This is a genomic window from Roseococcus sp., from assembly GCF_965227005.1.
GTDB lineage: Bacteria > Pseudomonadota > Alphaproteobacteria > Acetobacterales > Acetobacteraceae > Roseococcus.
In genome coordinates this window covers 133,120-147,080 of record NZ_CBDDFJ010000034.1, presented here as the reverse complement: position 1 = coordinate 147,080, position 13,961 = coordinate 133,120, and the positions used below count along the sequence as shown (strand labels likewise).

General features: G+C 70.2%; 12 protein-coding genes. 4 read left to right on the top strand and 8 right to left on the bottom strand.

Annotated elements, in window-relative coordinates; translation table 11 throughout:
* Window positions 1-20: 20 nt before the first annotated feature.
* The gene (locus ACO057_RS16615) at window positions 21-2,828 is read right to left on the bottom strand and encodes a PAS domain-containing protein (RefSeq protein WP_421993718.1); all 2,808 of its coding nucleotides are present in this window, start codon (window positions 2,826-2,828) and stop codon (window positions 21-23) included.
* Between the two features lie 570 nt (window positions 2,829-3,398).
* Here ACO057_RS16615 and ACO057_RS16610 point away from each other — a divergent pair.
* The 4 genes from ACO057_RS16610 to mdoH all read left to right on the top strand — a co-directional run bounded on the left by ACO057_RS16610 (window position 3,399) and on the right by mdoH (window position 8,282).
* Window positions 3,399-4,406, top strand: coding sequence for a sensor histidine kinase (locus tag ACO057_RS16610; RefSeq protein WP_421993717.1), 1,008 nt, complete (start codon window positions 3,399-3,401; stop codon window positions 4,404-4,406).
* A 29-nt stretch (window positions 4,407-4,435) separates the two neighbouring features.
* Complete coding sequence (locus ACO057_RS16605) at window positions 4,436-4,603, top strand: hypothetical protein (protein WP_421993716.1); 168 nt, start codon at window positions 4,436-4,438, stop codon at window positions 4,601-4,603.
* Window positions 4,604-4,869: 266 nt separating this feature from the next.
* Complete coding sequence (locus ACO057_RS16600; RefSeq protein ID WP_421993715.1) at window positions 4,870-6,393, top strand: glucan biosynthesis protein; 1,524 nt, start codon at window positions 4,870-4,872, stop codon at window positions 6,391-6,393.
* Window positions 6,381-8,282 (top strand): glucans biosynthesis glucosyltransferase MdoH, encoded by a 1,902-nt coding sequence (gene mdoH, locus ACO057_RS16595; protein WP_421993714.1) that lies wholly within the window; start codon window positions 6,381-6,383, stop codon window positions 8,280-8,282. Before ACO057_RS16600 ends, mdoH begins: the two co-directional genes overlap by 13 nt.
* A 6-nt stretch (window positions 8,283-8,288) precedes the next feature.
* On the opposite strand, the gene ACO057_RS16590 is transcribed toward mdoH, so the two are convergent.
* The 7 genes from ACO057_RS16590 to ACO057_RS16560 form a co-directional block, all read right to left on the bottom strand.
* The gene (locus ACO057_RS16590) at window positions 8,289-8,717 is read right to left on the bottom strand and encodes a MarR family winged helix-turn-helix transcriptional regulator (protein WP_421993713.1); all 429 of its coding nucleotides are present in this window, start codon (window positions 8,715-8,717) and stop codon (window positions 8,289-8,291) included.
* A gap of 76 nt (window positions 8,718-8,793) precedes the next feature.
* Window positions 8,794-10,149: an LLM class flavin-dependent oxidoreductase gene (locus ACO057_RS16585; protein ID WP_421993712.1), complete on the bottom strand. Its 1,356-nt coding sequence runs from the start codon at window positions 10,147-10,149 to the stop codon at window positions 8,794-8,796.
* Window positions 10,150-10,175: 26 nt separating this feature from the next.
* Window positions 10,176-10,568, bottom strand: coding sequence for an MAPEG family protein (locus ACO057_RS16580; protein ID WP_421993711.1), 393 nt, complete (start codon window positions 10,566-10,568; stop codon window positions 10,176-10,178).
* The gene (gene mltG, locus ACO057_RS16575) at window positions 10,565-11,545 is read right to left on the bottom strand and encodes an endolytic transglycosylase MltG (protein ID WP_421993710.1); all 981 of its coding nucleotides are present in this window, start codon (window positions 11,543-11,545) and stop codon (window positions 10,565-10,567) included. Before mltG ends, ACO057_RS16580 begins: the two co-directional genes overlap by 4 nt.
* Window positions 11,546-11,620: 75 nt before the next feature.
* Entirely contained in the window at window positions 11,621-12,901 is a 1,281-nt protein-coding gene (fabF, locus tag ACO057_RS16570) for a beta-ketoacyl-ACP synthase II (protein ID WP_421993709.1), read from the bottom strand.
* Window positions 12,902-12,928: 27 nt separating this feature from the next.
* Window positions 12,929-13,171, bottom strand: coding sequence for an acyl carrier protein (locus tag ACO057_RS16565; RefSeq protein ID WP_421993708.1), 243 nt, complete (start codon window positions 13,169-13,171; stop codon window positions 12,929-12,931).
* 221 nt (window positions 13,172-13,392) lie between these two features.
* Entirely contained in the window at window positions 13,393-13,905 is a 513-nt protein-coding gene (locus ACO057_RS16560; protein ID WP_421993707.1) for a zinc-ribbon domain-containing protein, read from the bottom strand.
* Window positions 13,906-13,961: the final 56 nt, after the last annotated feature.

Genomic DNA, 13,961 nt, shown 5'->3' with positions numbered 1-13,961 from the left:
GCCTTCGCCCCGCCGAGGGATCAGCCGACGGCGCGGGCGAGGGCCGCCGCCAGGGCCGCCCGCAGGGCATGGGCGGTGAAGGGGCGCGGCAATATGTCGGCCTCGGCCGCGCCGTCCACCGGAATGCCCAGCGGCGAGAGATGGAGCACCGCCACCGCGCGCCGCCGCAGCAGTTGCGCGACCGGCTGCACGGAGCGGCCCGCCAGCGTGCCGGCCAGGATCGCGGCGTCGAGCTTGCCGGCCTTCTCCACCAGGCGCAGCGCCTCCTCCACCGTGGCCGCCGGCCCCTCCACCTCGCAGCCGCCCTCGCGCAGCGCGGCCGCGAGGGTGATGGCGGAGACCGCGTCGTCCTCCACGACCAGCACGCGCCGCCCGGTGAGCGGACCCGCGCCCGGCAGCGTACCCGGCATGGCCCCGCCGGCGAGCGCCTCGGCGCCAAGGGTGATCCGGCAGCGCAGCCCCTCCGGCTCCCAATGCCGCTCGATGCGCCCATCGAGCTGGCCGCGGATATTGGCGTCGATGAGCATGGAGCCGAAGCCCAGCCGCCCGGGCGGCGCTTCCAGGCGCGGGCCGTCCTGCTCGGTCCAGGTGAGCAGGACATCGCTGCCCGCGCGCTCCCAGCTCAGCGTCACGCGGCCCTGCGGCAGGGACAGCGCGCCGTATTTGGCGGCGTTGGTGATGAGCTCGTGCAGCACCAGCGTGAGCGGCTGGGCGGATTCGGGCGTGAGGCGCAGCGGCGGCCCCTCGGCCACCGCCCGGTCGGCATGCGCGGCGAGCTCCTGGCGGACGATCTCGCGCAGATCGGCCCCCACCCATTTCTCCCGCGAGAGCACGTTGTGCGCGCGGCTCATCGCGCCGATCCGGCCCTCCAGCACCTCGACCAGCGCCGGCACGTCGTCCGGCGCATCGGCGGCGGAGAGGCGGATCAGGCCGCGCACCACGCTGAGCGCGTTCTGCGCACGGTGGTCCACCTCGCGCGACAGCATCCGCTCGGAGACCTCGACGCGCTTGCGGGCGGTGATGTCGATCATGGCGGCGCTCACGCCCGTCACCTCGCCCCGCGCGCCGCGCACGGGATAGGAGCTGCAAAGCCAGAAGCGCTCCCCCCCGCCGACGATCACGCGCATTTCGAATTCCTCGACCGGATTTCCCGTCTCCAGCACGCGCCGCAAGGCGGGTTCCAGCTCCGGCGCGACATGCGGCGCCAGGTCGACGAAACGGCGGCCGAGATGCGCCGCCACCGGCAGCCCATTGGTCTGCGCCAGCTTCTCGTTCAGCGCGACGTAGCGCAGCTCGCGATCCATGAGGCAGAGGCCGGCCGGCGCGGTCTCATAGGTGGCCTGGAGCTGTGCGGCGGTGGCGGCGATGGCCGCCTGCGCCTCGCGATGCTCGTGGAAATCGACGCCCACGACGGCCCAGGCGGCGACGCCGCCTTGCCCATCGTCGATCGGCCCGCTGCGCAGCAGGAACCAGCGCCACGCGCCATCCAGCGCCCGGCGCAGCCGCACCTCGCGCGTGAAGCGTGCCTCCCCGCCCGGCGCGTCCTGCGCCATGGCGAGGCGCCAGGCGGTCCAGGCGCCCGTGCGGTCGTCCGGATGGAGCCCGGCGAGCCAGCCGTCCTGCAGGCTTTCCTGCTCGGTCAGGCCAGTCGTGCGGCACCAGAACTCATTGGCCCAGTCCACCCGACCCTCGCGATCGGCGGTGAGCACCACCTGCGGCGCCACGCTCAGCACGGCCCGCATGCGGGCCACGGCATTCTGGCGTTCGGCGATGCGGGTCTCGACCGTGGCGGCCATGCCGTCGAAGGCCCCGGCGAGCCGCTCGAACTCGCGCCCTCCCCCGACGGAGCCGACGCGCACCGCCCATTCCTGCTCGGCCCAATGCCGCGAGGCCGCGAGAAGGCGCTGCACGGGCCGCGCGATGGTCGCGTGAAAGCCCAGGATCGCCAGCAGGAAGGTCAGCAGCAGCGAGCCGACGATCATCAGCCAGGCACGCCGGTCTGCCGCGGCGGCGGCGGCCACGGCGGCGCGCGTCTCCAGCCCGACGGCGATGAAGAGCGCGCCTTCCGGCCCCTCGGCCAGCGGCAGATAGGCCAGCATGCGCTCCACGCCGTCGCGGCTCTTCACCTCCGCGACGCCGGCGCGCGGCGCGGGGGGCATAGACAGCGCGAAATCGGCCAGCGGCGTGCCGACATAGCGCTCCGGCTCGATCGAGCGCGCGAGCACGATGCCGTTGCGGTCGGCGATGGTGGAAACCCCGCCCGGGGGCAGTTCCACCGTGCTCAGCTTCTGCGTCAGCCAGCGAATGGAGAGCCCGACCACCACGATGCCCACCGGGGCGCCGGCCGCGTCGCGCAGCGGGCTCGCCATATGGAGCGTCGGCGTGCCGGTGCCCCGGCCGACGAGGTACTCGCCGATCTGGAACCGGTTCTCCCGGATGACGGCACGCAGGTAGGAGCGGTCCCCGACCCGGGCCGATCGGATCATGTCGGGCTGCGCCGAGCAGATGTTATCGCCCTCGGGGCTGAAGAGATTGGCCGTCACGTAACGTGGATTGGCGGCGACGATGCGGGCGAGGAAGCTGTCGCAGGCCTCGCTCGGCCGGTTGGCGCGGATCGTGTCCTCCGCCGCAATGGCGCTGAGCAGCTGGCGCGCCGCCTCGATGGTGGCGGTCTGCTCGCGGCCCAGGAGCCGGACCAGCCGCATGGCCTGCTCGCCCAGCTGTTCCGTGCGCTCCTGCCGCGCCTCGCGCTCCAGGAGGATCTGCACGAGACCGGCGGGAACGAGGGCGAGCAGCAGGCCCAGGAATGCTCGGAGCGCCAAAGGCAAGGGGGGTAAGCCTTTTCTGCGGGGAAGGACCGTCACGCCGCTTGGGTGTGGCGGCGGCGCGGATTCGCATTCGCCGAGACGCCGAGCGGGAGGCGCCCGGCCGCCGGAGCGCGCGTGGAGACGATGCCCGGCCCTTGGAGGACCAGCCGATGGCAAGCATGGGCGATGCTGTGGACATCATGGAGGTGCGGCATCAAGGGGGTTCCGGCTGACACGGGGTGGCACGCGAACGCGGGAGCGAGGGCCGTGCTCACGCGCAACGCTTCCATCATGCCACAGTTGCGACGCGCGGCGATGTCCCCGGCAGGCGGGGCGTGGCTGCGACTCCCGCGCCCCTGAGGCGGCGGTTCACAGGCACCGTCCGGACTGTATAAGGATTGTCCTGCCGGCAGCCGTCCACGCCGTCGCGATGCCGGGCGGAGGCGGGCCTGAAATCAGGCGGCCCTCCCGGTGGGATTGCGTGCGGGATTTTTGAATTTCGAGGCGCGCGCCACATCCCCATGGCCTGGAAACATATTCCGCGATGGGGCAGGGTGCGCGCGCCGCAAAGCCGGGATGAATCTCACAGCCATGTCGCTTATCGCGAAATTCGCCGGACGGCCCCGGGGGCTGGCGATCGGCCTGGCCGTCGGGCTCGCTGCCTTCGCGGTCGCCTTCGTGGTGCGCTGGGTATCGGGCATCCAGGGCGCGCCCTTCGCCACGTTCTTCCTCGCCATCTTCTTCACGACAGTCTTCTCCGGCTGGCGGCCCGCGGCGGCGATTTCGGCGCTGTCGGTGGTCACGGCCTGGTACTTCTTCCTGGAGCCGCAGTATTCCTTCGAGCTTCAGTACCCTCAGGGCCCCATCGCGCTGGGGCTCTTCGTGCTTGTCGCGATCGGGCAGATGGCACTGGTCGAGGTCCTGCATGTGGCCGCCCTGCGCCTGGTGACGGCGCACGAGAAGATCGAAAAGCTGCTCGCGCATGAGCGCCATCTTTATCGCGAATTGCAGCATCGCGTCGCGAACGGCATCCAGTCGCTGGCGACCATCCTTTCCATCCAGTCGCTGCACATGGCCGATATGGCCGATGCCGAGGCCGCGCTGGCCGATGCGGTCCAGCGGCTGCGCGGCATGGCGACGGTTCATCGCCGCCTGCGCGACCCCGAGCTCGCGGGCGAGCGCCTGGCCCAGGCGCTCGACGCGCTGACGCTCGACCTGCTGCGCGCGGCGGGCCGGGAGGACATCGCCGTCGAGGTGGTGGTGCAGGCCCCCCCGCTCGACCACAACGCCGCCACGCTGGCCGCGATGATCATTGCCGAGGCGGTGATGAACAGCGTGAAGCATGCCTTCGCCGGCCGCCCGGGCGGCACACTTACGATCGCCTTGCGCCAGGTGGGACAGGACATGGTTCTGACCATCGGCGACGACGGGCATGGGCTGTCCGGCGTCCTCCAGGACCGGCCGCGGCTCGGCACCATCATCATGGAGGACTTCGCCCAGCGGCTCGGCGGAACCCTGCGGCTGGAGAATGCGCCAGGTGGCGCGCGGGTGATCGTAAACTTTCCCCCTTCGGCAACCCAGTTGGCCGACGCGCGTTGACCCCCTGAACGACGTGGGGAGTTGGACGAATGCTGGCTTTCGCAAAGCCGATGAAGGTGCAGACGCCGGGTGGCACGATCTTCGCGCAATACGCCATGGTGCCGAAATACAAGGGCGAGCCCTGGTGGGTGATGTATCGTGGCGAGGACGGCCGATGGTTCACCACCATGGTCGAACGGAGCCAGATGCCCCACTGAGGCAGCCCTTCTTCTGAAGCCCATCGGAAAGCCGCCGCCATTTCAGTGGCGAGTCGGCCTTTCATGTGACGGACACGGCCGCGAATCGCGCCGAACCCCATGGTTTGCGTGACGCGTGGCCAATGGCGTTGTCAGGAATTCCGCCATGCGCCTCCCAGTCACCCTGGTCACGGAATGGCTCCCGAAGCGCCACGATCCCGCCACCGGAAGCGCGGATGGTGCGTTCATTCCCCTTTTTCATTCCTGACCCCGAGGAACGCCTGCCCATGCAGCGTCGCGACATTCTTCTTGGCGCCGTGGCTGGGTCTCCGGCCCTCCTCGGCGGCACGGCGGCCCTGAGCCAGGACGCCGTGACCGATCCCTATGCCCCCGTCGCCTTCACCGCGGACACCGTCGCGCAAAAAGCGCGCGAGCTCGCCGGCCAGCCCTTCCGGCGGCGGCCGGCCGACCTGCCGCGCCAGCTCGACCGGCTGGACTATGACGGCTATCGCAAGATCCGCTTCGACGCCGCCCAGGCCTGGTGGTCCGATCCCGAGCTGCCCTTCCGCATGCAGCCGCACCATCGCGGATTCCTGTTCAAGGATCGCGTCGACCTCTTCGAGGTCGTCGAGGGCCAGGCCTCGCGCATCCGCTTCCGGCCGGGCCAGTTCCGCTACGAGGATGTCGAGGCGCCGGGCGAGGACAGCGACATCGGCTTCGCAGGATTCCGCCTTCTGGCGCCGCTCAACCGCCCGGATCACTTCGACGAGCTCGCCTCCTTCCTGGGCGCGACCTATTTCCGCGCGCTCGGACGCGGCAATGTCTACGGGATCTCCGCGCGCGGCCTGGCCATCCGCACCGCCGATCCGCAGGGCGAGGAATTCCCCGCCTTCACCGCCTTCTGGCTGGAAAAGCCTAAACCCGGCGATGCCTCCGCGGTGATCCACGCGCTGCTCGACAGCCAGAGCGTGACCGGCGCCTATCGCATCACGGTCACGCCCGGCGACACGACGCTGACGGAGGTGCAGGCCACGCTCTTCCCGCGCCAGGATGTCGCCAATCTTGGCATCGCGCCGGCGACGAGCATGTTCTTCTTCGGCCCCCAGGATCGCGACGGCGTGAGCGACTATCGTCCCTCCGTGCATGATTCGGACGGGCTGCTGATGCGCACCGGCCGGGGCGAGCAGATCTGGCGCCCCCTCTCCAATCCACGCGACCTACAGGTGAGCGGCTTCCAGGACGCCACGCCGCGCGGCTTCGGCCTCCTGCAGCGCAACCGCGCCTTCGCCGAGTACCAGGACCTCGGCGCCGATTATCACCGCCGGCCGAGCCTCTGGGTCGAGCCGCTGCAGGACTGGGGCGCGGGCGAGGTCCGCCTCGTCGAGATCCCGACGCAGAGCGAGATCCACGACAACATCGCCGCGCTCTGGGCCCCCGCCGCGACGCTCAAGGCGAACACGCCCTTCGAGCTGCGCTACCGCCTGCATTGGTCGGCGGCGGAGATGTCGGACGGGCGGCTCGTGCGCTTCACCACGACGCGCGTGGGCGCGGCCGGCGAGCGTTCGCGCCTCTTCGTGCTCGACACCCCCCCGGTGCTGTCCGGCCCGGACGACGCCGCGCCCGAGGTGAAGGTGGAGACCAGCGCGGGCAATGTGCAGAACGTCGTGCTGCAGCCCAATCGCGAAACGGGCGGCATGCGGCTCGTCTTCGAGCTGAACCCCGGCAGCGCGCGCACCGTCGAGCTGCGCGCGCGCCTCCTGCGCGGCGAGACCCCGATCTCCGAGAGCTGGGCCTTCCGATGGACGGCCTGAGCCGCTCCCTCCCCGGCTACGAGATGCTGCCGCAGGAGGCGCCGCTGGCGATGCCGGTGCAGGACCTTTCGCGCGCGCCGGAACGCGAGGTCACGCAACGCCCCTCCGCGCCGCCGCTGATGTGGCTGCGCCGTCTGCTGGTGATCGGCGGCGCGCTCGCGCTCACGGGTTTCGCGACCGCGGAGATGTCGCTCGTGCTCGGCCTGTCGCGCTGGAGCCTGATGGGCGTGGTGCTGACCGCCTTCTTCGGGATGCTCTTCATCTGGATCGCGCTGGCCTTCACCAGCGCCGTCGCCGGCGTGATCTCCATGGCTTTCCGGGGCGACCCGCTCGGCCTGCGCGCGCCGGCGCCCCCGCCGCGATCGCGCAGCGCGCTGCTCCTGCCGGTCTATAACGAGAGCGTGCCGCATTGGCGCGCGACGCTGGCCGCCATGCGCGCTTCCTTCGAGGCCTCCGGCGCCTCGGCGCAGTTCGACGTCTTCGTGCTGAGCGACACGACGAATCCCGAGATCCGCGACCTCGAGGCGCATGCGGCCCTGGAGCTGCACGAGACGGCGGGCCCTTCGGTCTTCTATCGCCACCGCCCGCAGAACAAGGGCCGCAAGGCGGGCAATATCGAGGAATGGGTGCACCGCTTCGGTGGGCGCTACGCCCAGTTCCTCATCCTCGATGCGGACAGCCTCATGGAGGCGGGCACCATCGTCGCGCTCGCCTCCGCGATGGAGCGGCATGCCGATGTAGGCCTGATCCAGACGCTGCCGCTGCTGCATGGCGGCGAGACGCTCTTTGCCCGGCTTCAGCAATTCGCGGGGCAGGTCTATGGGCCGGTGATCGCGCAGGGGCTGGCCTGGTGGTCGGGCGCGGACAGCAATTACTGGGGCCACAATGCGATGATCCGCACGCGGGCCTTCGCCGAGGCCGCCGGCCTGCCGACGCTGCCGGGCCGCAAGCCCTTCGGCGGCGACATCCTCAGCCACGATTTCGTCGAGGCCGCGCTGATGCGGCGCGCCGGCTGGGCCATCCATCTCGCGCCCTTGCTGGGCGGCAGCTACGAGCAGGGACCGCCCACCCTCCCCGACCTCGCGGTGCGCGACCGGCGCTGGTGCCAGGGCAATCTGCAGCACAGCGCGGTGATCGGCACGGCAGGGCTGCATCCGCTGAGCCGGCTGCACATGGCCACCGGCATCGCCGCCTATCTCAGCGCGCCCTTCTGGCTGGGCTTCCTGGTGATGGGACTGGCGGTCTCGCTCCAGGCCTATTTCATCCGGCCGAATTACTTCCCCGACGGCCACGCGCTCTTCCCCAACTGGCCCGTCGTCGATCCGGAGCGCGCGCTCTGGGTCTTCTCGGCGACCTTCCTGCTGCTGCTCGCACCGAAGTTCATGGCGCTGATCGCCCTCATTCTCGCGCGTCGCGGCGCGGGCGCCTTCCGCATCCTGGCGAGCGGCGTGCTGGAGATCCTGGTCTCCTCACTGCTCTCGCCCGTGACGATGCTGACCCAATCGCAGCAGGTCGTCGGCATCCTGCTCGGACGCGATGGCGGCTGGAACGCGCAGCGGCGCGAGGGCGAGGCCATCACCTTCCGCGCGGCCCTGCGCTTCGCGCGCTCGCACCTCGCGCTCGGCGTGGTGCTGACGGGTCTGGCCCTCGCCATCAACCCGCTGCTGGCGGCCTGGATGGCGCCCGTGCTGCTGGGGCTGCTGCTGGCGCCCTGGCTCATCGCCTGGACGGCGAGCGTGGCCGTCGGCGCGAAGCTGCGTGCGCTCGGCCTTCTAGGGGTGCCGACAGAGGAAGCGCCGTCCGGCGTGCTTCTGCTCGCCGCACAGGAACAGCGCGAGGCGCGGGCGATCCCGGCCGTGTCGGAGCGGGAGCTGGCCCCGGCGGGCTAAATCCCGTCAGCCCTCGGCCAGCGCGGCCCGAAGCGCGCGGAGCTGAGCGTTGAGCGCGACGATCTGCGGCAGGCTCATGCCCGAGCGCTTCAGCAACGTCTCGGTCAGACAGGTCGATTCCGCGCGCAGGGCCTGGCCGCGCGGCGTGAGGTGGACCTGCACCTGCCGCTCATCCTGCGCATCGCGCTGCCGGGTGACGAAGCCCGCCGCCTCGAGCCGCTTCATGAGCGGGGTGATCGTGCTCGGCTCCAGCGCAAGCCGGTGGGCGATCTCGGAGATGCCCCGCCCGTCCTTCTCCCAGAGCGTGTTCAGCACGAGGTATTGCGGATAGGTGATCCCCAGCGCGTCGAGCATCGGCTTATAGGTCCGGTTGACCGCGATCGCCGTGGAATAGAGCGAGAAGCAAAGCTGGTCGTCCAGCGCGAGCGGTTCCATCGAAAGCCCTTCCTGGAACTTCGGTCGATATCAGGACAATCCGTATCGCGATAAAAGACCGTGAATCAAGGTCAGGCTATTCTGCGGCCTTCGTCGCGCGCGCGGCCAGGTGCCGGTTCTCCGGGCGGGACAGGCCGAGATGGTCGCGCAGCGTCGGGCCGGCATACTCCTCGCGGAACATCCCCCGGCGCTGCAGCTCCGGCACGACCTTGTCCACGAAGTCCTGCAGGCAGGCCGGCATGACCGGGAAGGTGACCATGAAGCCGTCGCAGGCGCCGGCCTCGGCCCAGGCTTGCATCACATCCGCCACCTGGGCCGGCGTGCCGCAGAAGGTCGCCTTGCTGCGATTGTAGCGCAGGGCGACCTGCCGCAGCGTCAGCCCCTCGCCGATCAGCCCGACGATCTCGGCGAAATAGGCCTGGTGGTGATTGCTGGTCGTGGGGATGCGGTCCCGCGGCACCGGCGCGTCCAGCGGCAGGTCGGAGAGGTCGGTCTCGAGGTCCTGGCTCAGGCGCATCACGCCGACCGCCGGGTGCAGCAGCTCCTGGTATTCCAGGTTGCGCGCCTCCGCCTCCTCCTGCGTGTCGGCCACGATCACGGTGATGCCGCCCAGGATCTTCAGCGCATCGGGAGGGCGGCCATACTTCGCCATGCGGCCCTTGAGATCCCGGTAGAAGGCGACGGCGCCCTCGATGGTCGCCGAGGTGCCGAAGACCAGCTCGGCCGTCTTCGCCGCCAGCTCGCGCCCGGTATCCGAGGCGCCGGCCTGGATGAGGACCGGGTGCCCCTGCGGCGCGGGCGCGAGGTTCAGCCCGCCATTCACGCGGAAGTGCTTCCCCTCATGCCCGACGATGTGGAACTTCGCCGGATCGAAGGTGAGCTTGGCCTCGCGATCGTAGATGAAGGCGTCCGGCTCCCAGCAGTCCCAGAGCTGCTTCACGACCTCGACGAATTCCTCTGCCCGCTCGTAGCGTTCGGCATGCGGCGCGAGCTTCGCATGGCCGTAGTTCTTCGCGGCGAAGTCGTTGGCCGAGGTCACGACGTTCCAGGCCGCGCGGCCCTGCGAGATATGGTCCAGCGAGGTGAAGGCGCGCGCGATGTTGTAGGGCTCGTTGAAGCTGGTCGACGCCGTGGCGCCGAGGCCGATCCGGCTCGTCGCGCCCGCCACCGCCGAGAGCATGGTCAGCGGCTCCAGCTGGTTCATGAAGACGGGCGCGTGGCTCCAGATCCGCATGTTGTCGGTGCGTACGGTCGGCGTGTCGGCGATGAAGAAGAGGTCCAGCTTCCCGCTCTCGGCGATCTGCGCCATGCGCTGCCACCAGGCGATGTCCGTGCCGGCATCCGGCTGCGCCCCGGGCGCGAGCCAGGCGGCGAGGTGATTGCCATTGGGTTGGACCAGAACGGCCAGGGCGATCTTCCTGGGTGCGGACATGGCATGTCTCCCAAAGGGCGGTCAGGTCAGACCAGGGCCGGCGCGAGCATCATCAACAGGCCGGCGATGCTGACGAGGAAAATCAGGCTGCGCAGCCCCGGAATGCCGAGCGCATAGACCGGCAGATAGGCGATGCGCGCGACAAGCCAGAGGATCGCGCCCCAGCCGGTCGAGGCATTGGCGAGGCCCGCCAGCTGGACGATCAGCACGGCGGCGATCAGCACCGGGAAGGTCTCGAAGAAATTGGCCTGGGCCCGGGCCAGCCGCGCCACCAGGACCGTGGGCGGGGCGAGCGTCTCGTCGCGCGGGCCGGCATTCCACTTCGCCCCGTACTGCGCCGTCTTCACCAGGGCCGCGGCGAAGACATGCACCAGGGCCAGGACGCAGCCCCAGGCGAGGACGGTGAGCTCGGTCGTCATGGCGTGGCGCGTCCCGCAGGAGGGGGAGGGGGCGTCGGCCGCCCCATCTCGCGCCAGCGTGCCACGTTGCGGTTGTGCTCGTCGAGCGTGCGCGCGAAGGCGTGCCCGCCAGTGCCGTCCGCCACGAAATAAAGGCTGTCCGTCGCCTCGGGCCGCGTGGCCGCGCGGAGCGCCTCGCGGCCCGGCGAGGTGATCGGTCCCGGCGGCAGGCCCCGGATACGGTAGGTGTTGTAGGGATGCGGCGTGTCGAGATCGGCGCGCGTCAAGGCACGGTCGAGCGGCGCGCCCTGGGAGACGCCATAGGCCACCGTGGGGTCGGATTGCAGCATCATTCCGCGCCTGAGGCGGTTGATGAAGACACCGGCCACCAGAGGCCGCTCGGCGGCCACGCCGGTCTCCTCCTCCACGATGGAGGCCAGCACCAGCGCCTCGCGCGGAGTGGCCAGAGGAAGGTCCGGGGCACGGGCGGCCCAGGCCTCGGCCAGGGCCTGATCCATGGCCGCGGTGGCGCGGCGGACGACGGCGGCGCGCGTGTCGCCCCGCGCGAAGGTATAGGTCTCGGGCAGGAGGGCGCCTTCCTGGAAGGGCGGCACCTCGCCGGTCAAGGTATCGGTGCGCTCCAGCAGGGCGGCGACCTGACGCGCCGTCAGACCCTCGGGGATGGTGAGGCGGTGCAGCACCATCCGGCCCTCCCGCAGCAGGGTCAGGACCTCGCGCATGGGCATACGGGGCTCGAAGGCGAATTCGCCGGCCCGGAGCGGGCCCTCGTCGCGGGTGAGCCAGGCGGCGGCGGCAAAGATTCTGGCGTCGGCGATGACGCCACGGTCGCGCAGCGTCCCGGCGATGGCCTCGGTCCCGCCGCGCGAAATCACCACCTGAGCGGTGGAGGCCAAGGGCCCGGGCCGGGAATATGTTCCCCAACCCCAGATGCCGGCCCCGGCGGCCAGCAACAGGATCAGGGTGAGGAGGACACCCATAACACGCAGCATGTCAGATGAAAGTCGCGCCGGCCCACAGGGTTGCGGAAGGGACCGGCGCGTTGATCGCGCGGATTACGGCGCGCCCCGGAACACCACGGAGGCATTGGTGCCGCCAAAGCCGAAGCTGTTGGACAGCGCCACGTCGATCTTGCGCTGCTGCGCCACCTTGGCCACGCGGTCGATGGGGCTCTCCTTGGAGGGCTCCTCGAGGTTCAGCGTGGGCGGGGCGACGTTGTCGCGGATGGCGAGGATGGAGAAGATCGCCTCCACCGCGCCGGCCGCGCCCAGCAGATGCCCGATCGCCGACTTGGTGGACGACATGGCAACCGTCTTGGCGGCATCGCCGAAGAGGCGCTCCACGGCGCCGAGCTCGACATCGTCCGCGAAGGTCGAGGTGCCGTGCGCGTTCACGTAGTTCACCGCCTCCGGCGTGACACCCGCATCGCGCAGCGCCGCCTTCATCGCGCGGAAGGCGCCGTCGCCATCCTCCGGCGGTGCCGTGATGTGATAGGCGTCGCCCGACATGCCGTAGCCGATGACCTCGGCGTAGATCTTCGCGCCACGCGCCTTGGCGTGCTCCAGCTCCTCGAGGACCAGGACGCCAGCGCCCTCGCCCATCACGAAGCCGTCGCGATCCTTGCTCCAGGGGCGCGACGCGGTGGTCGGCGCCTCGTTGAAGCTGGTGGACAGCGCGCGGGAGGCGCAGAAGCCGCCGATGCCGAGCTCGCAGATCGCGGCCTCGGCACCACCGGCCACCATCACATTGGCATCGCCCAGCGCAATCAGGCGCGAGGCGTCGCCAATGGCATGCACGCCCGTGGCGCAGGCCGTCACCGCCGAGTGGTTCGGGCCCTTGAAGCCATAGCGGATCGACACGTGGCCGGAGGCCAGGTTGACCAGCGAGGCCGGGATGAAGAACGGCGAGATGCGTCGCGCACGACCATTGGTCAGGAGAAGCGAGGTCTCCTGAATCGTCTGGAGGCCGCCGATGCCCGAGCCGATCATCACGCCGGTGGCGCAACGATCCGGCTCTTCGACCGGCATCCATCCGGAATCCTCGACCGCCTCGATGGCCGCCACCAGCGCGAGCTGGATGAAGCGGTCCATCTTCTTCTGGTCCTTGACGGGGATCCACTCGGCAAGGTCGAGCTTGCCCTCGGCCTTTGCGCCGATGGGCACCTCGCCGGCGACGCGCGCCGGGAGATCCTTGGTGTCAAAGGCCTGGATGGCCGAAATGCCGCTTTCGCCGTTCGTCAGTCGCTTCCAGACATTCTCGACCCCGAGCCCAAGCGGGCTGGCGATCCCCATGCCGGTGACCACGACGCGGCGCGGCGCGAAGCCCTGCGCGAACACGTGACGTTCCTACCCTTATCTAGAAGATCAGGCCGCGGCCTGCTGCTTCTCGATGAACTCGATCGCGTCCTTGACGGTCTGGATCTTCTCGGCCGCGTCGTCGGGAATCTCGACGCCGAACGCCTCTTCGAAGGCCATGACCAGCTCAACCGTGTCGAGGCTGTCCGCGCCCAGGTCGTCGATGAACGAGGCTTCGGTGGTCACCTTGGCCTCGTCGACGCCCAGATGCTCCACAACGATCTTCTTCACCTTGTCGGCGGTCTCGCTCATCACCTGATCTCCTGCTGCCGGTAGGCCGGCTCGTTGCCCCGGCGTCGGCCGGGACTGATTGGCATATATCGTCCCGGGCGCACCTAGGCCGGCAAGCGGCATGTGGCAAGCCCGGAGCGCCGGATTCTCCGAATCGGCCGGCCAGAGACACCGACACATCAAGCTTCAAAAGATTACCGGCACAGGGCGTTTCAGGGCAACGGGCGTTTGCGCCCGAAGTTTCAGCCGGCGAGCCGCGCGAAGGGCGGCCAGGCCTCCGCGATCTGCGCATGGTAGATCACGAAGCCCAGCACGAGGAGGCCGACCAGCACGAGGCTGACGGCCCAGGCCGCGGAAAGGGCCGAGCCGGACCGCCGCCCGCGCGGCACGTCCCGCTGGCGGCGAGGCTTGAGATCGGGCGGCGTGGCCCGCGTCGCCGGCAGCGACAGGGTGGTATCGAGGTGCGGCGGCTCGTGTCGCGGCTGGGGCGGCGCCTCTTCCGCGACAGCTTCCGCCGGACTCTCCCCGAGGGGTTCCCTTGGGGGCTCCCTTGGGGGCTCGACGGCGGGCGGGGCCGCTTCCGCGGAAGGCGGGACAGGATCTCCCGCCGGAGGGACCTCCGGGGCGATCTCCACCGGAGGCAGCGCCGGCACCCAGGCATCGCCGCAGGCCGCGCAACGCAGCGCACTCGCGCCGTCGATCAGCGCGTCGGGCACGCGATAGGTCGCGCCGCATCTGGGGCAGGCTATGTCCATTCCGACTTCGCATGTGCCAAGCAGGACCGCATCCTGCAACCTCCTGTTTGCTTTAT